The following is a 22,033-nucleotide window of genomic DNA, read 5'->3' as shown; positions in this document are numbered from 1 at the left end:
ATAGTTGCAAAGAGGTGAAGGCCTAAGGGAATGGGAAAATTGGAAAAAGCAAAAGAACGCTTAAAACAGATACCGCGGGATTACACATATATAGAAGCAAGAAATCTTTTGATAGCATTAGAATTTGAAGAATGGAATAAAGGAAAAACATCTGGTTCAAGAGTACAGTTTTATCGAAAAAGAGACAAGGCGATTATTGATTTACATAAGCCACATCCGCAAAATGAAATGAAAATGTATGCGATAAAACAATTGATGGAAAAATTAACTGATTATGGAGATTTATGATGAAAAATATACTTGAATATAAAGGTTATCATGCTAAAGTTGAAATAGACTTAGAAGATAATGTTTTATATGGAAAGATTGAGGGAATCAAAGATTTAGTAAATTTTGAAAGTGAATCTATTGAAAACCTCGAGAGTGAATTTCATAGTGCTGTTGATGATTATCTTGAATTTTGCAAAGAAGTTGGAAAAAATCCTGAAAAAGAATACAGCGGAACATTTAATGTAAGAATCGACCCTGAACTACACAAACAATTATCAGTGATGGCCTTAAAAAATAATGAATCGTTAAATCGAATAGTGGAAAAGGCTTTAAAAGCGTATGTGGATGACACATCTCGAACAAAAATAACATCGATAGAACAAAAAATAAGTATATTGTCAGATGTATTAACAGTGCAAAAAAGCCATTCTAAAATTGTAAATTCAGGAATAACAAATCCTCCAAAAACTATGATAGCCAATAGTGCTGCTATGAAATGTCTATATTTTAATAATAGGTGAAATGCTATGATCAAAAACTTAGAAGAATATTTTTTACCAGAACAAACATATTTTTTAAACAGTGTTAATTATAAGATTTTAGATAATGCCTCTCAAGATGGAGAAATAAAATGTATTGATAATATCAATACAAATGTGACTGATGATGGGGTTAGAGTTATTTTTACTAGAACATTAAAATTCACACCAGAATCTGTATTTGAGCTTAGTGTATCATTTGGTACTATTCTAAAGTTTAATGAAAAAAATAAAGATGAAATAAAATGGAATGATATAAGTTTAGCTAAAGAATTTAAAGATAACGGAGCTTTTGTATTACAAAATTTGTTGAACAGGACCTCTCTTTTGATTGCTGAAATTACGGCGTCATTTGGACAAATTCCGATAATTATACCTCCGATAATTGGTTCAGAAGAATTGTCATAATCAAACAGTAAGCTTATTATTCAGATCAAGATAGTACACTTCAGATGCCAGGACTGGCGAAGTAGAACGTCTGGACAAGTCTGCGGAAGCGTAAGATATGTGTATTATTTGTACATAATAAGGAAGAAAACCTTGTAAAATAAGGATTTTTAGTTTCCGTAGAGGAAGCAGCTAAGGCTGGCAAGTTCTAAAAACAACGGATTTAAGCCGTTTATAGAGATGTAGGCGATGGAGTAGAGCTGGATGGTTCTACTCCATTTTTTGTTTTTATAGGAGACATTTCTGTTGCAGAAAAAGTAAAGATGAGTTGCGAGACATAGCGTATTGATTTTATATGAAAATAAAGGTAGAATATTTAGGAGTGGATATGGCGGAGATACGCAATGGTGAGATCTATGAGGCGACAGAAATAAAAGATGATTCGCGCTATTATGGAGTTCTTGATCACTCTGGAGAATGGTATGCTTATCCGAAAACGCTGTTTGAAATTATCTCAGAGTAATGATAGCTTGTGGGGATTGCATACAGAAAATAGAAGGATAAAAAAAGATGAGAGAGATTGTTAAGTTTGGGTTGAGTGCATTGTCATGTTTTTTCTTTGCACGCGCATTTTTTAATTTGATGAAAATTCTGAAATATTTGTATGAAAAGAAAAAGGAAAATAGCTAAACTGAGTGTAAGTATAGAGGTAATAAAAAATGTAATTATTATCGCAGTCTCATTGATTCTGGGATATATTGCGCGGAAAATCTTTGAAAAACGCAGAGATAAAAATGGGTGTGAGTAGGGATGTGAAGTATAGGGATGAAAGCAGAGTGGGGTGAAGCAGAAAAGCGTGCTCTGAATGAGAAATTGAATCATCCTCAAAAACTTGTAAAATGTCCGCGCTGTGGAAGTGAGCTTGTTTATGAAAAGCGAGGGAATTCCATTGCAGTAGAGTGCAGAACGGCTCGATGTATTTATGGAGGAATCAGAGGTTTGTAAAAAAGGCTTCTGATTCCTATTTTTTGATTTGCATATCGAGAAAGCACTGGTAATGCAGTCTTTCGTGGATCTTTCGGCAGAAACTTGCCCGCACTCTCATAAAATGATAAAATAGAGGCATGCAGTTATATGCTCTGTGAGCGTTGACTTCAATAAATGAGGGGAGACTGGTAAATGAAGATTCAGAATCGAGAGATTATCCTGGATTATCCGATTCGCAATGAGGTAATGGGAAAAATTGCGGGTTATCACGTAAGACCAGGACTATTTGACATTAACGGAGCGATGGTGCTCGAGTGTGGTGTAAATTTTACGATCCACACGAGAAACGGCACAAGTTGTGAGCTTCTGCTGTTCCATCGCGGGGAGGAAGAGCCATTTGCCGTGCTTCCATTTCCGGAGGAATACAAAATCGGTGATGTATATTCGATGATTGTATTTGGATTACAGCCGGAAGAGTTTGAGTATGCATATCGGATTGACGGACCAAACAATCCGAAAGCAGGTCTTCTGTTTGACAAGAAAAATGTGCTTCTTGATCCGTATGCACGTTGTGTTGTGGGAAAAGAGCGCTGGGGAGAGAAGAAGAGCCGGGATTACCATGCCTGCGTGGTGCGCGACAACTTTGACTGGGGAGATATGTCACAGTCAAAGCGGGAGATGAGTGATCTGGTGATTTATGAGCTTCATGTGCGTGGCTTCACGCGCCATCATTCTTCCGGTGTACGTCATCCGGGAACGTTTGAGGGTCTCCGGGAAAAAATCCCGTATCTCAAGAGCCTTGGAGTCAATGCGGTTGAGCTGATGCCGATCTTTGAGTTTGATGAGATGCTTAACTCGAGAGAGGTCGATGGAAAGACGCTGTTGGAGTACTGGGGATACAATACGGTTTGCTTCTTTGCCCCGAATGCGAGCTATTCGTCCACCCATGTGGATGGAACAGAGGGCAAGGAACTCAAAGAATTGATTCGTCTTCTGCATGCAAATGGAATCGAAGTCATCCTTGATGTGGTCTTTAATCACACCGCAGAAGGAAATGAGAAGGGACCTTCTTTCTGCTTTAAGGGAATTGACAACAAGATTTATTACATGCTGACGCCGGACGGATATTACTATAATTTTAGTGGTTGTGGAAATACGCTTAACTGCAACAACCCGATCGTCCAGAATTTGATCCTTGAGTGTCTGCGCTATTGGACGGTTCGCTATCGTGTCGACGGATTCCGTTTTGATCTCGCAAGTATTCTTGGACGAAATGAGGACGGTTCCCCGATGAACAATCCGCCTCTTCTGCGAAGCCTTGCCTATGATCCGATTCTCGGAAATGTTAAGCTGATCGCGGAAGCGTGGGATGCCGGTGGTCTGTATCAGGTCGGAAGATTCCCTGCAAGTGGACGCTGGGCAGAATGGAACGGACGTTACCGCGACACGATCCGCGGATTCTTGAAGGGAGATAACTGGGAAGCCTGGGATGCCGCATGGAGAATTTCCGGTTCCGGTGATCTCTATGGCGGAGTGGCTTCAGATGACCATGCCGAATATGCCGGATACAACTCCTGTGTCAATTTCCTGACGTGTCACGATGGATTTACGCTGTATGATCTCTACGCCTACAATGGTAAGCACAATGAGGAAAACGGGTGGGATAACACGGATGGAGCAAATGACAATCGTAGCTGGAACTGTGGAGCAGAGGGCGACACCGACGACTGGCAGGTCAACCAGCTTCGCATGAGAATGATCCGAAATGCCTGTGCGGTTCTGATGTGCAGTCGCGGTACGCCGATGTTCCTTGCCGGAGATGAGTTTGGAAATACCCAGTATGGAAATAACAATGGCTACTGTCAGGACAGCGAGATTTCCTGGCTTGACTGGTCGTTGCTTGACAAAAATCCAAATCTGTTTGAGTTCTTCCGTTACATGATCCGGTTCCGTCACGATCATCCGGTAATCCGCAAACGCCTCCCGGATGCGGTCTGTGGAATGGAGCCGATTCGCTCTCACGAGGCAGATGCCTTGCGCCCGGGAAATATCTCCCACGACACGAGAACGCTGTGCGTGAGCTTTGCGGGATATGACAAGGATAAGGGAAGAGACGATATGGTCTACCTTGCAGTCAATACCTACTGGGAGGATGTGACGATCACGCTTCCGGATACGCGCAGAGCAGGTTTCTGGTATCTGTATGTGAACACTTACGGGGATGAACAGGGACGCTATTGCTATTCCGAGCAGGAAGCAGTCCGGATTGAGGGAACATTTACGATGCGCCCGCGTTCTGTGGCAGTATTCTCAGTCAGAACCTACTAGAGAAGAAATTTTGTATAAAAGTCTGAGACTTCAGAAATATAAGAAAAAGAATCATAGAAATGTAGAATTATAAAGGCAAAAAACTATAAAAAATAAAATTATAAAAACATAAAAATATAAAAACAAAACCGCTGTGAACCCTCACACAAATGAGAAGTATGAGAGGACACAGCGGTTTTTTTATGATAAATCACATATAAACTGCGATTATCAGATCTTATTTGGTTTTACACCGTCTGTCTCTTGGGAATAAATACCTGGAAGTCTCTATTTCCCTTGAGCTCTTTTCCGGCGGAGATCGTCACGTTCTTATCGGTGATGACGTAATCAAGATCAGCACCAGCTTCAACAACGGTATCCTGCATCAGCACACAGTTGCGAACGCGGGCACCCTTTGCGATCCGAACGCCTCTGAAGAGGATGGAATCCTCGACATCACCCTCAATCACACAACCATCGGCAGCCATGATGTTCTTTGCATTTGCACCGTTGATGTATCGGGTCGGGTTATCGTCACGAATCTTCGTGTAGATCGGGTTAGCGGAGAAGAGGGCATCGACATTGACGTCGTCGAGCATCTTCATGTTTTCCTCAAAGTAGCTCTTCATATCGGTGATGCGGGCAACGTATCCGTCGTAGCGGTATCCCTGAATATTCAGCTTGTTGACCTGAGGAGCGAGAATGTCGCGCTCGAAGTAGATGTATCCGCGCGCAAAAGCAACCTCAATCTGCTGAATCAGAAGCTCTCTGCTGAGAATGTAGATGTTCATGCCAAAGTTCTGGATTCCCTGCTCCTTGGAGTTCATGTAGATATTTCTCACACGACCGTTCTCAATAGCAAAGGTGTAGTAGAGAACATCGTCTGTGATCGGAGCGGAGAGAAGACCTGCTGGGATCGGCTCTTCCTTGTAAGCGATCGTGACATCAGCACCGCTCTCAATGTGCTTGTTGATGAAATCCTTGAAGTCAAAGTTTGCAACCATGTTCGTATCTGCCAGGATGACATACTTCTCTTTCTGGCGCTTTAAGTGGCTTAAGATGTTGGCAAGAGCCTGTACACGGCCGTTGTAGACGGAAACACCGCGCTCAGCGTAAGGCGGAACGATGTTCAGACCGCCGTTCTTGCGAACGAGATCGTAAGCACGACCGGAACCCAAATGGTCCATCAGGGACAGGTAGTTCTTGCGGACAACAACGGAGATGTTGTCAATTCCGCAGTTTGCCATGCTTGACAGGATGAAGTCAACCAGACGATAACGGCTGGCGAAAGGAATGGAAGCCATCAGGCGTTCTGCTACGAGATCCGGAACCAGAGCGTCGTATGAGTTTGGAAAAATGATGCCCAGAGCATCAGAGTTAGAATTTACCATTGTTCTTCACCATCCTTTACATCGTTGTTGATCATCGCCTTAGGGCCGATCTTTGCGTTTGCGCCGATCTTCACGCCGGAACCGATGGTTGCCACATTCTTCTCATCGCCAGATGGCATGTCGCCGACTACCGCATTCTCGCCGATCTCTACATTCTCAGCGATGATGGCATGACGTACCACAGCACCCGAACGGATCGTGGAACCACCCATGACAACAGAATCCTCAACCACAGCACCCGGTTCTACCTTGACACCGGAGAACAGGATGGAGTGCTTGACACCGCCCTCGATCCGGCAACCGTCTGTGATCATGGAGTTTGTGACAACAGCATTCTTTGCGATCTTGTGACCGGTCATACCGCTGTTACGGCTGTAAATCTTCCAGTTCTCATCGAACAGGTTGATACCGCTGTGCTCCGGATCGAGCACTTCCATGTTTGCTTCCCAGAGAGACGGGATGGTGCCTACGTCTTTCCAGTAGCCATCAAAATGATAAGCGTACATTCTGCGTCCGTCACGCAGGAGATTGGGGATGATATTATTACCGAAATCATTCTCAGAATTCGGATCGGCCTCGTCCTCGATCAGATATTTGCGCAGGATATCCCAGTTGAAAATGTAAATTCCCATCGATGCCAGGTTGGACTTCGGGTTCTTCGGCTTCTCCTGGAATTCGGTGATGCGGTCGTTCTCATCTGCAACCATCAGACCGAAACGGGAAGCATCCTCCCACGGAACCTCCATAACCGCAACACTGAATTCAGCGTTCTTTTCCTTGTGGAAACGAAGGAAATCACTGTAATCCTGTTTGCAGATCTGGTCACCGGAAAGAATAATCACATACTCGGGATTATAGCGCTCAATAAACGAAATATTCTGGTAAATTGCATTCGCAGTTCCCTTGTACCAGTCAGAGCCGGATGCCTTCTGATAAGGCGGGAGCACATGAACACCACCATAGAGACGGTCAAGGTCCCACGGCTGTCCATTGCCGATGTACTCGTTGAGAACCAGTGGCTGATACTGGGTCAGGATACCTACGGTGTCAATACCGGAATTTACGCAGTTGGAAAGCGGAAAGTCGATGATACGATATTTTCCGCCAAACGGAACTGCTGGTTTTGCCAGCTTCTGGGTCAGGGCATAAAGCCGGGAACCCTGGCCGCCAGCAAGAAGCATAGCAATCATTTCTTTGGCCATAAAATTTATCCCCCTCAAAATATTCGTGTATTCTCAGCCGTGCAAATCTTCCATGAGCCGTGTCGCTCAATAAAATCCGTCTGCGGATGCCTGTTAAAAAGACTCTGAGAACACATCTGTATGCGCATTTTTTATTTTTTGGAAAAATCATAAAAAGATCGCGCATAATGAGAATCACTCATATACAAATTGTACCATAAAAACGCAAAAAAAGACAGATGTTTTGTTAAATACAGGAAAGAAAATTTGTGGTATAATGCGAAAAGAGTTACACGGGTATCCTGCGGGATTTGCGGTTTCCCATGTTTCAATCTGGATCCCACTTGAATATCGTAACTTAAAAAAGACAAACGTCTATAAAATTTAAGAAAAGAGAGAGTAAAAAGATGAATTCAAAATACAGAGGAATCTGTTGCATTGTGTTTTCGGCGTTTTGTTTTTCACTGATGAGTGTGTTTATTCGCCTGGCGGGAGATCTGCCGTCGATGCAGAAGAGTCTGTTCCGCAACCTTGTGGCAGTCTTCTTTGCGATTGGGATCATGAAGAAACAAAAAGTGGGATTTTCCGGTGACAAGAAAAATCTCGGTCTGCTCGTGATCCGCTCCATGTTTGGAACGATGGGAATTCTTTGTAACTATTATGCAGTCGATCACCTTGTGTTGGCAGATGCCTCAATGCTCAATAAGATGGCACCGTTTTTTACTCTGCTCTTCAGCTTTGTTCTGTTGAGAGAAAAGATCAGCCTTGTTCAGGGACTTGCAGTCGCAGGCGCGTTTCTCGGAAGTCTTCTGATTCTGCGTCCGACCGGGTTTGATCTTACGAGACTTCCGGCTTTTGTCGGACTTCTCGGTGGAATGGGAGCGGGAATCGCCTATGCGTTTGTGCGTCTGCTCGGAACGAGGGAAGAGAAGGGACCGTTTATCGTCTTTTTCTTTTCCGCCTTCTCGGTGCTGATTCTGCTCCCGTTTGTGATTATGGGCTATCACCCGATGCAGTGGTGGCAACTTGGCAGTCTGCTTCTGGCAGGACTTGCGGCGACAGGGGGGCAGTTTGGAGTGACGATGGCATACTGTTATGCGCCGGCGCGCGAGATTTCGGTCTATGATTACTCTCAGATCATTTTTTCGACAATCTGGGGGTTTCTGTTCTTCGGACAGATTCCAGACGCAATGAGTCTGGCGGGATACGTCATCATCTGTGCGATGGGAATCTGGATCTTTGTGTACAATAAGAAAAAGGCGCAGGCATAAAAAGCCGGGCACTTTGATAACAAAAAAGACGACTGCGAGAAAGGAAAAGGAGTTCCATTCTGCGGTCGTCTTCGGATTTCAAAGGGAGGAGCCGGCAACCCGTTGTTGCCGGCAATTATGAAAAAAATTTTATCAAATAGTTGGTAGCTTCATTTGATGATCTTAGTATATCGAGAAATTGTGAAAGAAGTTTAGCGGAAGTATGGAATGTTTGTAACAGATTTATGAATAAAAAATGAACGCGAGAGCAGGAGAAAAGGAGACAACAGGAAGACAATAAACAGATAAAAAACAGGAAGAGAACAAATTAGAAAGATAGTAAATTAGAGAGATAACAGACCGACCATATGGATGTGCAAAGATGACGAGAGGTGAGTGATAACAGTGAAGCAGACAATTCGGATCAAAGTAGAAAATGGAATGATTCTGTTTCTGGCGGTACTTTCCGTGATCCTGTTCGGGTTGACGTTTGTGCCGGCATGGACAGTGGAGTATCGGGTAATGACGTTTCTTGAGATGGGAAGAATGGTGCAGAGAGCCTTCTCTGTCATTCTGTTTTTCCTGTCGTTTCAGCTGAAAAAGCGAAAACATTCGGCGTGGAAGATCACCGTCTTTGTCCTGATCTTAAGTTTACTGCGCTGTATGGCAGAACTGACGGAGAGTCCGACGCATCGGATTGCGTTCGTGATCAATGGACTTTTGCTGATTGGATTTTGCGTTTTTCGGACGGATTTCTGCTGTCCGGCATCGAAGCGATCGGGACAGCAGGCAATGGTGCTGTTTGGTGTTTCGCTTGCGGGAATCCTGATCAATGCGGGACTTGGCTATCATTATCTGAAACTTGCCGTACAGCCAAATGGCGGGAGTGTTTCGTTCTGGCAGAGTCTCTTAGAGGGCGCAGGGATGATTTTCGGAATGAGCGTAAGTCCGGTCACAAGCCCATGGGCGCAGAGGGCAGAACCTGTGATTTTCTGGTTCAGCTGGGGCTGTATGCTCGCCTCGGTGCTGTATGCGGTGAGACCGTGGCTTGAGGCTCCGTCGGATGGCCGGGACATCCAGCATGCGCGAACACTTTTGCATTTATATGGAAAAAATCCCTGCTCATATCTGACGCTTGAGGAGGATAAGACACTGTATTTCGGAAAGAGTGTCGACGGCGTGATTCCGTATGGAACCGTGGATGATACGGTGATTGTCAACGGAGATCCTATCTGTGCCGACGAGAATTTCGGCACTCTGCTCGCAGAGTTTCGGGAGTTCTGCCAAAAGAGTGCCTACAAGCTGTTCTTTCTGGGTTTGACGGACGACTATTTAGAGGAGTATAAAAAACAAGGTTTTGGAATCGTAAAAGCCGGTGAGGAGGCGCGGTTTAAGCTCGCTGACTACGAGATTTCCGGAAAAAAAGGTGCAAAGATGCGCATGAATATCAATCATGCGACGAAAGCCGGAATCACGATCAAGGAGTATCGCATCGGGGAGCAGAGAGATCCTGAGATTGAGGCGGGACTGACTCGAGTCAGCGATGAGTGGCTTTCTGAGAAAAAGAGCGGTCTTTTGACATTTACGATGGGAACGGTCGGTCTGGACAATCCGATGGATCGCCGTTATTTCTATGCGCAGACGGAAGCCGGGAAAATCGTGGCATTTGTTGTCTTCGTGCCGTTCATGGCAGGAAATGGATATATGGCAGATGTGACCCGCCACGGAAACGATGCACCTGGTGGAGTCATGGAGACGATCATTTATCAGGCATTTCAGGCATTTAAGGAAGAGGGGATCGAGTATGGAAGTCTCGGCGTTGCTCCTCTGACCGGACTTGACGAAAAAAGTGCAAATCCGATCGAGAAACTGCTTCGCTTTATCTATGACAATCTGAATGCGTGCTATGGATTTCGTGATCTCTATCGGGCAAAAGAAAAGTACAGCCCGACCGAGTGGGTGCCGTCCTACTATGCATACCTGCCGAAAGTACCGACACCTGATATGTTTTATGCGGTGGTAAAGATTCAGAATCCCCAGGGAGTCATGGATTATGTGCGGTCATTTTTGAAAGAGCGTTTTCAGAGAAAACAAGACAAAAAGGAAGAGAGAAAGCAGGAGAGCAAATAACGAGAGAATCGATATCGTTGGCAATGGAAGGGAAGATGCAGAGCGATGGGGAAAGATGAGATGGAAGATGAGATGAGAAGCGGAAAGTTTGAGACGGATGACGCAAGAATCTATTATGAGGTGCACGGGAGCGGAAGACCGATCGTCCTTCTTCATGGGAATGGAGAGTCCCACAAAATTTTTGAAAAGTATGCGATCTGGTTTGAAAAAAGGGGATTTCAGGTGATTTTGATGGACAGCAGAGGGCACGGTCATTCCCTATTAAAGAGAACGTCGAGTCTGGAATTTACGACTCAGGATATGGCGGGCGATGTCCTCAAGCTGCTCTGCCATCTCGGAATTGATCAGGTCACGCTTCTCGGATTCAGCGATGGGGCAAACATTGCACTGGAATTTGCCTCCCTCTATCCGAAGCAGACGACGGAAGTGATTGCGGTCAGTGGAAATGCGAAGCCGTGGGGGATGCTTCTGCCGTATTATCTGTTTGTCGGTGCAGAGTATGCGGTTGCCGGAATCATGAGGGAATTCTGTCAGGATAAGAGACAGCGCCAGAAATTTGACCGGAGCAGAATGCTCAACGGCTTGATGTTTCACTCTCCGGATTTGACGGAGGAGCGACTGGGGAAGATTCAGGCACCAACGCTGTTGATTGCCGGAACGAACGATGTGATCCGAGTCTCACACAGCCAGTGGATGCAACGCCAGATTCCGGGAAGTCGTCTGGTTCTGTTAAAGAAGGCGCGCCATGTAGATTTCCTGCACAAGAGAGAGCGTTATCTGAGAGTGATTGAGAGATTCTTAAAAGAGGAAGAGGGTACAGTTATAAGACAGAATAATATAAGACAGGATACAGGAAAGAGCGAAGCAAAGGCCGTGTAAGAGATAGATGCGAGAAAAGACTGTGAAAAAAGAATATGAGAGCGAAGAGTATAAAAAAGAGACCGTAAAAGAACAGGAAAGGAAATGACGGGGATGAGAGAGAATAAGAGCAAAAAAATTGACCTTCATGGAGATATTTCCATCCCGTATTTAAAGAAAAGCCGATTTACTGGAAGTTTCCGGGGAATGCGTTACCTTCTTGAGAAGGCGGAGCGGACGATCGAGGAGGCACAGGGAGAGGAGCCTGCAAAGACAGAAAACGTAATCTGTGCAGTGATCTGGCCGGAACCGTTTAATTATGAGATCACAGCAGACGAAAAAAAGCACAGCCAGGATTTTCCGTTTACGACGGAGGGAATCTGGGAGGCGGTTGCGTGGCTTAATGAGGAGCATGAGGCAGGTCATTTTTGAGTAAATTCGTAGATCAAGGGAAAAAATCAAAAATTTACACAAAAGAGACAGGAAAAGCCAAAAAGAAAAAACAAAAAGAAAAGTAAGAGTAAAGAAGAGACTAAGAAAAAATATTAAGAAGAGACATAAGAAGAAATTTAGAAGAGACAGGAATAGGTAGGAGAGATGGGTGCGGAAAATAGAAAAGAGATGAAACTGGAAAATAATCTTGACACGGATGATGTGAAAGGGCTTGTCTGGAGACTGGCGATTCCGTCGATGCTCGCACAGTTTGTCAGTGTGTTTTACAGCATTGTGGATCGAATGTACATAGGAAATATTCCACAGATCGGAGAGAGTGCGCTTGCGGGAGTCGGGATCTGTGGACCGATTGTGACACTGATTTCCTCGTTTGCATGTCTGATCGGAATCGGTGGTGCTCCGTTAATGAGCATTCGCCTCGGAGAGAAGAATGAGCGCTCGGCGAGGCAGATCCTTGCAAACTGTTTCCTGATGCTTCTTATTTTGTCAGCGGTTCTGACGGTGACGGCGCTTGCGCTCTCAGAAAAGATGCTTTGGTGGTTTGGCGCGGGAGAGAGAACCTTCACCTATGCCTACCAGTACATCACAATTTACCTGATCGGTACGGTTTTCGCACTGATGACGACGGGTATGAATCAGTTCATTATCTGTCAGGGCTTTGCAAAGATCGGAATGAAGGCGGTCGTGCTCGGCGCGATTGCAAATATTGTGCTGGACCCGCTGTTCATCTTTGGAGTGGGGATGGGTGTGCGCGGAGCGGCACTTGCAACGGTGCTCTCTCAGCTTGCGTCCTGCACCTATGTGCTGATATTTCTTTTTGGAAAGCGGGTGCCGATTCGCATCACGTTCGGGAATTACAGCTGGAAGGTCATGAAGCGGGTCATTAAGGTTGGTGCATCCCCGTGCATCATCATTGCGATGGATAATGTGTTGATCATCTCGATGAACACGGTGATTCAGAGACTTGGAGGTCCGACGCAGGGTGATACGCTGTTGACGTGTGCGACGATTGCACAGAGTTTCATGTTGATTGTGACAATGCCACTTGGGGGAATCACGAGTGGAACGCAGACGATTCTAGGCTACAATTTCGGTGCAAAGCGTCCAGACCGCATCTGGAAGGCGCAACAGCACATTTTGAAGATGGCATTGGGCTTTACGACGATCATGTTTTTGCTTTCGCAGTTGGTGCCGGGGCTGTTTGCACAGATTTTTACGAGAAATCCGGAGTACATTGAGCTGACGGCAAGAGCAATCCGGATCTCGGCACTTGCAGTGATTCCGCTTGCGGTGCAGTACACGATTGTGGATGGATTCACGGGAATGGGAATCGCACATATCGCAATCAGCCTGTCGCTGTTTCGGAAAGGAATCTATCTTGCGGGGGTGTTTGTGATTCCGCTTCTGTTTGGCATCACGAATGTATTCTGCACAGAGCCGGTGTCAGATATCATTTCTTCTGTCGTGTCGACGACGGTTTATCTGCTGTTGTTTAAGCGGGTTGTCGGAGATCCCTCAGCGGCAAAAAAGGCAAAATAGAAAACAGAGAAGAGAACGATCGAGAGGAGTGAAAAGCGAAAGAAGATCAAGAAGATCAAGAAACAAAAAGAAGGTCAGGAAGCAAAAAACAGAGAGATGAAACAGAGAGGGGGAAGGTTTGATGAAAACGGTGAGAAAGCATTTCTATTTTTCCGGTCGCGTGCAGGGAGTGGGATTTCGCTATCAGGCGACGCGGATTGCGCGGGGACTCGGGCTTTACGGCTGGGTACAAAATCTCTGGGATGGTCGTGTTGAGATGGAAGTGCAGGGGTCAGAACTCATGGTCTGGGAGCTGGTACGGCGTCTGAGACAGGAGCCGTATATCCAGATCGAGGATGTAGAGTCAGAGGATATTCCACTCAAAGACGAAAAGGGATTTTACATGGCAAATTAAAGAGATCAAATAATTAAAGCGATCAAACAATCAAATGACTAATTTGAGTTGAAAGAAAAGCGGGTTAAAAAATAAAAATCAGGAGGATTTGGGCAATGTTGACAAAGAAAGAGGTGCTTCTTCAGGCGAGGACTTGTCTGGGAAAATACTGTAAAGGATGCGAGATCTGTGACGGGCGGGCGTGCAGAAATCAGATTCCGGGACCGGGAGCAAAGGGCGTCGGAGATACGGCAATCCGCAACTACGAGAAGTGGAAGGAGATCCGTGTGCAGATGGATACGCTCTGTTCAAATCGCCCGGCTGACACAACATTTGAGCTGTTCGGAAAGAAATTTGCGTTTCCGTTTTTTGCAGGTCCGGTAGGAGCAGTCAACCTGCATTACGGAGAGAAATATAACGATGCAACCTACAATGACGTTCTCGTTCGCGCGTGTGCAAATGCAGGAATTTCGGCATTTACCGGTGACGGAACAGACCCGAATGTGATGATCTCAGCAACGCAGGCAGTAAAGCGTGCAGGTGGAATCGGAGTGCCGACGGTCAAGCCGTGGGATGCGCCGACCGTAGCGCAGAAGATGAAACTTGTGCGTGAGAGTGGGGCATTTGCGGTTGCAATGGATGTGGATGCAGCGGGACTTCCGTTTTTGAAAGACCGCAATCCACCGGCTGGCGCAAAGACAGTGGAGGAGCTTGGTGAAATCATCCGCGAGGCAGGACTGCCATTTATCGTGAAGGGAATCATGACGGTGCGCGGGGCAAGGAAAGCGAAGGAGGCAGGTGCATCTGCGATTGTCGTGTCAAATCACGGTGGCCGTGTGCTTGACCAGTGTCCGGCGACTGCAGAGGTTCTTCCGGAGATCGCAGAAGTTGTCGGAGACTCGATGAAAATTCTGGTGGATGGAGGAATCCGAACCGGAGTGGATCTGTTCAAGGCGCTTGCGCTTGGTGCTGATGGTGTTTTGATCTGTCGACCGTTTGTGACAGCCGTGTACGGCGGAGCAGAGGAGGGCGTTGAGGAACTCATCATCCGTCTCGGCGCAGAACTGAAGGATACGATGGCGATGTGTGGGGCAGGAAGTCTCGCAGAAATCACGAGAGATATGGTGCGTTGATCGAAATGACAGTGGATTGCCATCAGAATCCGTTGCTGTTTGCGCAACGCGGGAACAGAAACCTATAACCCTCAGGAATATCATACATTCCATTTTGAGAGTTGACAAAAAGGTACATGATTGTTATCATAAGAATTACGAATTGCATGCGAGGTCCGATAGAAGATCGACAATATAAAAACAGAAGATTAATAGAAAGATTAATATAGGAAATCGATATGTAATGGGCAAGCTGAGAATCCGATCTGTATTGGCAGTCGGAATGTCAGTTGACAGGAAAGGGTGAGAGCCGATGGATAGAATTGTTTTATCATTGCTGGTAGACAACACTTCCGGTGTACTGAGTCGCGTTGCGGGTCTGTTCAGTCGCCGGGGATATAATATCGAGAGTCTGACCGTTGGTGTTACGGCAGATGAGCGCTATTCCAGAATGACGGTGGTTTCCTATGGAGATCAGAGTGTTTTGGAACAGATTGAAAAACAGTTGCGTAAGCTGGAAGATGTCCGCGACATCAAAGAACTCAAGCCGGGTCATTCCGTTTACCGGGAACTGATCATGGTAAAGGTTCGGGCGAATGCAAATCAGCGTCAGGCAGTCAATGCGATCTCCAGCATTTTCCGTGCGACGATCGTGGATGTGGGAAAAGATTCCCTCACTGTTATGCTGACTGGTGATCAGTCCAAACTGGATGCCCTTATCAACCTGCTCGAGGATTATGAGATTCTGGAGCTTGCAAGAACTGGTCTGACGGGCCTTTCGAGAGGTTCCGATGACATCCGTTATCTGCCGTAAGCGCAGAGCGGACGGATTTCGACGGAAATGTTGATGAGACACGGCGAGATCCATGAGAGATGTTAGCGAGAAGGAATGCCAAAGACGGACAGAGAGACGCCGGTATGAATCCTTTTGCTTATAAAATTTTAAAAGAATTTAGATTCATATGTATTTCCAAGGAGGAAAAGAATCATGGCAAAGATTTATTATCAGGAAGATTGTAACTTATCCTTACTGGAGGGTAAGACGATTGCGATTATCGGCTACGGTAGCCAGGGACATGCACACGCATTAAACTTAAAGGATTCTGGATGCCACGTTATCATTGGTCTGTATGAGGGAAGTAAGTCCTGGGCAAAGGCTGAGAAGCAGGGCTTTGAAGTTTATACCGCAGCAGAGGCTGCAAAGAAGGCAGATATCATCATGATCCTGATCAACGATGAACTGCAGGCAGATATGTACAAGAGAGACATCGAGCCGAACCTGGAAGAGGGCAACATGCTGATGTTCGCTCATGGTTTCAACATTCATTTCGGATGCATCAACCCGCCGAAGAATGTCGATGTAACCATGATCGCTCCGAAGGCACCGGGTCATACGGTTCGTAGTGAGTATCAGGCAGGTAAGGGAACTCCGTGTCTGGTAGCTGTTGAGCAGGATTACACCGGCAAGGCACTGGAGAAGGCACTGGCTTACGGCCTGGGCATCGGCGGAGCAAGAGCAGGTCTGCTGGAGACTACCTTCCGTACCGAGACTGAGACCGATCTGTTCGGTGAGCAGGCAGTTCTGTGTGGCGGCGTTTGCGCTCTGATGCAGGCTGGTTTCGAGACTCTGGTTGAGGCTGGTTACGATCCGAAGAATGCATACTTCGAGTGCATCCATGAGATGAAGCTGATCGTAGACCTGATCTATCAGTCTGGTTTCGCTGGAATGCGTTACTCCATCTCCAATACTGCTGAGTACGGCGATTACATCACTGGACCGAAGCTGATCACCGCAGAGACCAAGAAGACCATGAAGAAGATCCTGACCGATATCCAGGATGGTACCTTCGCTAAGGAGTTCCTGCTTGACATGTCTCCGGCAGGTCGTCAGGTACACTTCAAGGCTATGAGAAAGCTGGCTTCCGAGCATCCGTCTGAGAAGGTTGGTGCAGAGATCCGTAAGCTGTACAGCTGGAACAACGAAGATGATAAGCTGATCAACAACTAATCTGAGCTGTTCATCTGAGAACAAAAACGAATAAGAAGATTTCTTCTACATAGGGAAAAGAGAGAGGCTTTGCAGGCAATTGTCCTGTGGAGTCTCTTTTTTTTCTGCTTTGTAACAACCGTTACGGATTTTTGATGGATTTTCGAGTATCCTGTATACGAACAGAGGAGAATACAGAGTACGAAAGCGGGTACAAAAGCCAGTAAAAAGCGAGTACAAAAGCAAGTGCAAAGGCAAGTATAGAGACGAATCAGGAACTGGCGAGTCATCAGATATGGAGGAAATTTTAAATGAATAAAATGTTTTGTTTTCAGTGTGAGCAGACCGCAGGATGCACCGGATGTACAGGAAATGCAGGAGTCTGTGGTAAAAGTGCGAATGTCGCAAATCTTCAGGATGAGCTGACCGGAGAGCTGATCGGTCTGGCCAAAGGGTGTTTTCATCATCCGGGTGATGAGCACACGACCGAGCTGATTGTGGAAGCCCTGTTTACGACAATCACGAATGTAAATTTCAATGAAGAGACTGTAAAAGAAATGATTGAGCGCGTGCGTCAGGAGAAGGCGAGAATCTCCCCAGGATGCATCACCTGTGCTTCCCGCTGTGGCGACACAGATGTGTATGAGATGAAGGCGATCTGGGAGACAGATGAGGATATTCGTTCATTAAAGTCGCTGATTCTGTTTGGAATTCGCGGAATGGCGGCTTATGCCTATCATGCAATGGTACTTGGATACCGCGATGAAACTGTTGATCAGTTCTTTGTGAAGGCGCTCGCTGTACTCGGTTATGAGCTTGAGATGGCAGATCTGCTTCCGGTTGTCCTTGAGGTCGGAGAGGTAAATCTGGCATGCATGGAACTTCTTGATAAGGCAAATCGCGAGAGTTTTGGCGATCCGAAGCCGGTGACGGTTCCGCTTTCCGTTGAGAAAGGACCGTTTATCGTGATCAGCGGTCACGATCTTCTTGATCTGAAACTTCTGCTGGAGCAGACAAAGGACAAGGGTATTAACATTTACACGCATGGGGAAATGCTCCCGGCGCATGGCTATCCGGAATTAAAGAAATATCCGCATCTGAAGGGGAATTTCGGAACGGCATGGCAGAACCAGCAGAAGGAGTTTGACAACATTCCGGCTCCGATTCTTTTCACGACAAATTGCCTGATGCCGGTGAAGAAGAGCTATGCGGATCGCGTGTTTACGACGGAGGTTGTCTCTTATCCGGAGATGAAGCACATCGGAAAAGATAAGGATTTCACACCGGTGATTGAGAAGGCTTTAGAGCTTGGCGGTTATCAGGAAGATCATGAGATGACCGGAATCAATGGCGGAAAGCAGGTGATGACCGGATTTGCGCATGGAACTGTGCTCTCAGTTGCAGATCAGGTTGTGGAGGCTGTAAAGGCAGGAAAGATCAGTCATTTCTTCCTTGTTGGAGGTTGTGATGGTGCGCGTCCGGGAAGAAATTACTACACGGATTTTGTGAAAAATACTCCGGCAGATTCGGTGATTCTGACGCTTGCGTGTGGAAAATACCGTTTCAATGATCTCGATCTCGGAGAAGTGGCGGGACTTCCGCGCATCATGGATATGGGACAGTGCAATGATGCGTACAGTGCGATTCGCGTGGCAATCGCGCTTGCGGAGGCATTTGAGTGTTCGGTTAATGAGCTTCCGTTATCGCTCGTATTGTCCTGGTATGAGCAGAAAGCGGTCTGCATTTTGCTGACCCTGCTTCATCTTGGAATTGAAAATATTCGACTTGGTCCGACTTTACCTGCATTTATTTCAAAGAATGTGTTAAACTATCTGGTGGAGAACTATCATATTGCGCCGACGACAACCGTAGAGGAAGATTTGAAGGCATTGCTGGGTCGCTAAAAATCAGAAGAAAATCCGCCAGATGGTCCGGGTGGACGGTAAAGAGAGAAGTCAATAACAAAAAAGGAGAAGGTATGATGGAAGAGAGAATGAAGAACATTAACAAGGCAGAGGTTTTAAGCCTGAAAGAGATGATTGCATATCAGGAGGGTCAGGTAGTCAGCCGTACCCTTGCACAGAACGATGCAGTCAGCCTGACGCTGTTTTCTTTCTGGAAAGGAGAGGAGATCAGCACGCATGAGTCCGGCGGAGATGCGATGGTACAGTGCCTTGACGGTGTTGGACGGATTACGATTGATGGTGTCGAGTATGAGCTTCATGAGGGAGAGACGATTGTGATGCCGGCGCGCCATCCGCATGCGGTGTATGGAAAAGAGAATTTTAAGATGCTGTTGACGGTGATCTTCTAAAAATTTATAGATTTATAGATTTATTGATTTATCGAGGCGCCGACGACGAGTAAAGTCAGGCAAACGCGCTCTCGCTCCGGGTTCAACGTAGCGGTGCATAAGACCGTAAAGGACACGGTCTAAGCACCGACGTTTCACACGGGTTTGCCTGCACTTTCTCGTCTTACGTCGCCGGCTAGTATAGACGTATAGGCTTTAAGTATTTGCAAAAATATTTCCCGCAAGTAGAAAATCTATTGCTGTTTGCGCACTGCGTAACCGGTAACGAAAAATCTGCTTGCGGGATTTTTTATGATAGGAAATGAAGTGAATTTCTTTCAAAAGAGGAGCTGTCAATTTGGGGCTTCCTGTGGTACGATGAGATTGATGAGAAATAAAATTTAACATACACTGAGCATGCAGACAATGTGCTACGAGAGATGGTTCGAGGAATATGTCTGGGTGAGACAGGGAAAGGACAGATTTGTTATGAAAATACTGCTCTATGAGGTACGAGAGGACGAGAAGGCAGACATTGCCAGAATTGCAAAGGAGTTAAAGGTTGAGGTTGTGGAAACTGGTGAGGTGCCGTCTTTGGAGAATGCGGGGATGGCAGAGGGCTGTGACGGCGTATCAATTCTCGGTCAGGGCACGATCGATGTTCCGCTTTTGGATGTATGGAAGAAACTGGGCGTGGAGTGTCTTTCGACGAGAACGATCGGATTTAACCATATTGATGTGGCATATGCGAAGAGCATTGGCATTCATGTGTGCAATGCAAGCTATGAGCCGGACGGAGTGTCAGACTTCACGATTATGATGATGCTGATGTGTCTGCGCAATTACAAGCAGGCGCTCTGGAGAGGTCAGGTCAACGACTTTGCACTGAAAGGACTGATGGGGCGCGAGCTTAAGCACATGACAGTCGGTGTGATCGGAACCGGAAAAATCGGTGCTCAGGTAATCCGTAGTCTGTCTGGATTTGGCTGTCGGATTTTGGCAGTTGACCCTTATGAGAAGGAGGAAGTGAAGAAGTATGCGACCTATGTGGATCGCGAGACCGTTTACCGCGAGGCAGATATCATCACACTTCATCTTCCGCTGACACCGGAAAATTATCATATGCTCGACCGTGAAACGATTGCGAAGATGAAGGATGGCGTGATCCTGATTAACTGCGCGCGCGGAGAGCTTGTGGATATCGATGCGCTTGTCGAGGGCATTGAGAGCGAGAAGATCGGAGCACTCGGTCTTGATACTGTTGAGGGCGAGGAGGGAATCATCCACGAGGATCACCGCATTGATATTCTGAAAAACAGAAACTGGTTCTATCTGCACCAGTTCCGCAACGTCATTTTCACTCCGCATATGGCATTCTATACAGATACCGCGGTTCGCAGTATGGTGGATTGTGGAATCCGGGGAATCGTGCAGATGAAAGAGGGAACACCCTGCCGAAATGAGTTATAGGTTTAATCTATAACTAGAGATCTGTTTTTTTCTATTAGACAGATTCTGGAAAGTTTGTTATTATCTCCTTGTAAGTTGATAGGAAATAAAGGAAACAAAAAATAGACCTGAACTTGAGGAGGAAATCAATTATGAGTAAAAAAGCATACGCAGACAGAAATTTAAAGTTTGAAACCTTACAGCTTCATGTAGGACAGGAACAGCCGGATGCAGTGACCGACGCAAGAGCCGTTCCAATTTACCAGACAACCTCCTATGTGTTCCGCAACTGTGATCACGCAGCAGCACGTTTTGGACTGGCAGATGCAGGTAACATTTATGGTCGTCTGACCAACCCGACCGAAGATGTATTCGAGCAGAGAGTTGCGGCTCTTGAGGGCGGTGTTGCAGCGCTGGCAGTTGCTTCCGGTGCAGCAGCAATCAGCTATACCTTCCAGAATCTGGCACATGCAGGCGATCACATCGTAGCAGCAAAGAACATCTACGGCGGTACCTACAACCTGTTAGCACATACTCTGAGTGAGTACGGCATCACGACCACTTTCGTAGATCCGTTCAATTATGAGGAAGTAGAGTCAGCCATTCAGGATAACACCAAGGCAATCCATGTAGAAACCCTTGGAAACCCGAACTCCGATGTTGTAGACATCGAGAGACTCGCAAACATTGCACATGCACACAAGATTCCGCTGGTAGTTGATAATACCTTTGCAACCCCGTATCTGGTACGTCCGATCGAGTACGGAGCAGACATCGTTGTTCACTCCGCAACTAAGTTCATCGGTGGTCACGGAAGCACTCTCGGCGGTGTGATCGTAGACAGCGGTAACTTCGACTGGGAGGCAAGCGGAAAGTTCCCGTCCTTAACCGAGCCGAACCCGAGCTATCACGGCGTCAGCTTCACAAAGGCAGTTGGCAAGGCAGCATTTGTGACAAAGATCCGTGCAGTCCTGCTGAGAGATACCGGCGCAACGATCGCTCCGATCAGCGCATGGATTCTGTTACAGGGTCTTGAGACTCTGTCTCTGAGAGTAGAGCGTCATGTGGAGAACGCACTGAAGGTTGTTCAGTATCTGAACAAGCATCCGCTTGTAGAGAAGGTTCATCATCCGTCTGTATCCGATGATCCGGAACAGCAGGCACTGTACAAGAAGTACTTCCCGAACGGTGGTGGTTCGATCTTCACCTTCGAGATCAAGGGTGGTGCAGAGAATGCGAAGAAGTTCATCGACAATCTGGAGCTCTTCTCTCTGCTTGCAAACGTAGCAGATGTGAAGTCTCTGGTCATCCATCCGGCATCCACAACCCATTCTCAGCTGAACGAGGATGAGCTGGCAGATCAGGGCATTACTCCGGCAACGATTCGTCTGTCCATCGGTACTGAGAATGTAGATGATATCATCGAGGATCTGGATGAGGCATTCAAGGTAGTTGCTGAGGCTTAATTACTTAGATGAACTCATATCCGTGATGTTTGTTTAGTCTGTATGAAAAAGTATGTTATCG

The 22,033-nt window shown here is 46.4% G+C and carries 20 protein-coding genes; 18 read left to right on the top strand and 2 right to left on the bottom strand.

All coding sequences use genetic code 11. The annotated features are described in order from the left end of the window. Positions 1 to 30: 30 nt before the first annotated feature. The 5 genes from AC4EVX_RS03770 to AC4EVX_RS03750 all read left to right on the top strand — a co-directional run bounded on the left by AC4EVX_RS03770 (position 31) and on the right by AC4EVX_RS03750 (position 4,511). Positions 31 to 288 (top strand): type II toxin-antitoxin system HicA family toxin, encoded by a 258-nt coding sequence (locus tag AC4EVX_RS03770; RefSeq protein ID WP_490159593.1) that lies wholly within the window; start codon positions 31 to 33, stop codon positions 286 to 288. Next, the gene (locus tag AC4EVX_RS03765; protein WP_490159592.1) at positions 288 to 791 is read left to right on the top strand and encodes a type II toxin-antitoxin system HicB family antitoxin; all 504 of its coding nucleotides are present in this window, start codon (positions 288 to 290) and stop codon (positions 789 to 791) included. The genes AC4EVX_RS03770 and AC4EVX_RS03765 overlap by 1 nt, the downstream gene beginning before the upstream one ends. A gap of 6 nt (positions 792 to 797) precedes the next feature. Further along, positions 798 to 1,217: a hypothetical protein gene (locus tag AC4EVX_RS03760; RefSeq protein WP_490159591.1), complete on the top strand. Its 420-nt coding sequence runs from the start codon at positions 798 to 800 to the stop codon at positions 1,215 to 1,217. A 367-nt stretch (positions 1,218 to 1,584) separates the two neighbouring features. Next, positions 1,585 to 1,719 (top strand): hypothetical protein, encoded by a 135-nt coding sequence (locus AC4EVX_RS03755; RefSeq protein WP_490159590.1) that lies wholly within the window; start codon positions 1,585 to 1,587, stop codon positions 1,717 to 1,719. A gap of 656 nt (positions 1,720 to 2,375) precedes the next feature. Further along, entirely contained in the window at positions 2,376 to 4,511 is a 2,136-nt protein-coding gene (locus AC4EVX_RS03750) for a glycogen debranching protein (RefSeq protein ID WP_490159589.1), read from the top strand. 227 nt (positions 4,512 to 4,738) lie between these two features. Here the strand turns inward: AC4EVX_RS03750 and glgD are convergent, their stop codons facing one another. After that, on the bottom strand, positions 4,739 to 5,881 hold the full coding sequence (gene glgD, locus AC4EVX_RS03745) for a glucose-1-phosphate adenylyltransferase subunit GlgD (protein ID WP_177977901.1): 1,143 nt from the start codon (positions 5,879 to 5,881) through the stop codon (positions 4,739 to 4,741). After that, entirely contained in the window at positions 5,875 to 7,083 is a 1,209-nt protein-coding gene (locus AC4EVX_RS03740) for a glucose-1-phosphate adenylyltransferase (protein WP_177977900.1), read from the bottom strand. The genes glgD and AC4EVX_RS03740 overlap by 7 nt, the downstream gene beginning before the upstream one ends. Positions 7,084 to 7,469: 386 nt before the next feature. Here AC4EVX_RS03740 and AC4EVX_RS03735 point away from each other — a divergent pair, with 386 nt between their 5' ends. The 13 genes from AC4EVX_RS03735 (at position 7,470) to AC4EVX_RS03675 (ending at position 21,972) form a co-directional block, all read left to right on the top strand. Further along, positions 7,470 to 8,333, top strand: coding sequence for a DMT family transporter (locus AC4EVX_RS03735; RefSeq protein WP_490159588.1), 864 nt, complete (start codon positions 7,470 to 7,472; stop codon positions 8,331 to 8,333). Positions 8,334 to 8,717: 384 nt separating this feature from the next. Next, complete coding sequence (locus AC4EVX_RS03730) at positions 8,718 to 10,442, top strand: bifunctional lysylphosphatidylglycerol flippase/synthetase MprF (RefSeq protein ID WP_490159587.1); 1,725 nt, start codon at positions 8,718 to 8,720, stop codon at positions 10,440 to 10,442. A gap of 45 nt (positions 10,443 to 10,487) precedes the next feature. Continuing rightward, positions 10,488 to 11,321: an alpha/beta fold hydrolase gene (locus AC4EVX_RS03725; protein ID WP_177977898.1), complete on the top strand. Its 834-nt coding sequence runs from the start codon at positions 10,488 to 10,490 to the stop codon at positions 11,319 to 11,321. A gap of 93 nt (positions 11,322 to 11,414) precedes the next feature. Further along, complete coding sequence (locus AC4EVX_RS03720; protein WP_177977897.1) at positions 11,415 to 11,732, top strand: hypothetical protein; 318 nt, start codon at positions 11,415 to 11,417, stop codon at positions 11,730 to 11,732. Between the two features lie 189 nt (positions 11,733 to 11,921). After that, positions 11,922 to 13,292, top strand: coding sequence for an MATE family efflux transporter (locus AC4EVX_RS03715; RefSeq protein WP_490159586.1), 1,371 nt, complete (start codon positions 11,922 to 11,924; stop codon positions 13,290 to 13,292). 121 nt (positions 13,293 to 13,413) lie between these two features. Then, on the top strand, positions 13,414 to 13,686 hold the full coding sequence (locus AC4EVX_RS03710) for an acylphosphatase (RefSeq protein ID WP_177976847.1): 273 nt from the start codon (positions 13,414 to 13,416) through the stop codon (positions 13,684 to 13,686). 95 nt (positions 13,687 to 13,781) lie between these two features. Then, on the top strand, positions 13,782 to 14,798 hold the full coding sequence (locus tag AC4EVX_RS03705; protein ID WP_490159585.1) for an alpha-hydroxy-acid oxidizing protein: 1,017 nt from the start codon (positions 13,782 to 13,784) through the stop codon (positions 14,796 to 14,798). 292 nt (positions 14,799 to 15,090) lie between these two features. Next, the gene (gene ilvN, locus AC4EVX_RS03700; protein ID WP_177976846.1) at positions 15,091 to 15,591 is read left to right on the top strand and encodes an acetolactate synthase small subunit; all 501 of its coding nucleotides are present in this window, start codon (positions 15,091 to 15,093) and stop codon (positions 15,589 to 15,591) included. A gap of 171 nt (positions 15,592 to 15,762) precedes the next feature. Continuing rightward, on the top strand, positions 15,763 to 16,785 hold the full coding sequence (gene ilvC / locus AC4EVX_RS03695; protein ID WP_308450588.1) for a ketol-acid reductoisomerase: 1,023 nt from the start codon (positions 15,763 to 15,765) through the stop codon (positions 16,783 to 16,785). A 299-nt stretch (positions 16,786 to 17,084) separates the two neighbouring features. Further along, positions 17,085 to 18,668, top strand: coding sequence for a hydroxylamine reductase (hcp, locus tag AC4EVX_RS03690; protein ID WP_177976850.1), 1,584 nt, complete (start codon positions 17,085 to 17,087; stop codon positions 18,666 to 18,668). Positions 18,669 to 18,745: 77 nt separating this feature from the next. Next, positions 18,746 to 19,078, top strand: a complete 333-nt coding sequence (locus tag AC4EVX_RS03685; RefSeq protein ID WP_177976849.1) for a cupin domain-containing protein — start codon at positions 18,746 to 18,748, stop codon at positions 19,076 to 19,078. A 468-nt stretch (positions 19,079 to 19,546) separates the two neighbouring features. Further along, positions 19,547 to 20,527: an NAD(P)-dependent oxidoreductase gene (locus tag AC4EVX_RS03680; RefSeq protein WP_177976844.1), complete on the top strand. Its 981-nt coding sequence runs from the start codon at positions 19,547 to 19,549 to the stop codon at positions 20,525 to 20,527. 131 nt (positions 20,528 to 20,658) lie between these two features. Next, a complete protein-coding gene (locus tag AC4EVX_RS03675; RefSeq protein ID WP_177976843.1) occupies positions 20,659 to 21,972 on the top strand; it encodes an aminotransferase class I/II-fold pyridoxal phosphate-dependent enzyme in 1,314 nt (437 codons plus the stop codon). The last annotated feature ends 61 nt before the right edge of the window (positions 21,973 to 22,033 follow it).

Source organism: Brotaphodocola sp. (genome assembly GCF_983179755.1).
This window is presented reverse-complemented; position numbering and strand designations above follow the sequence as displayed.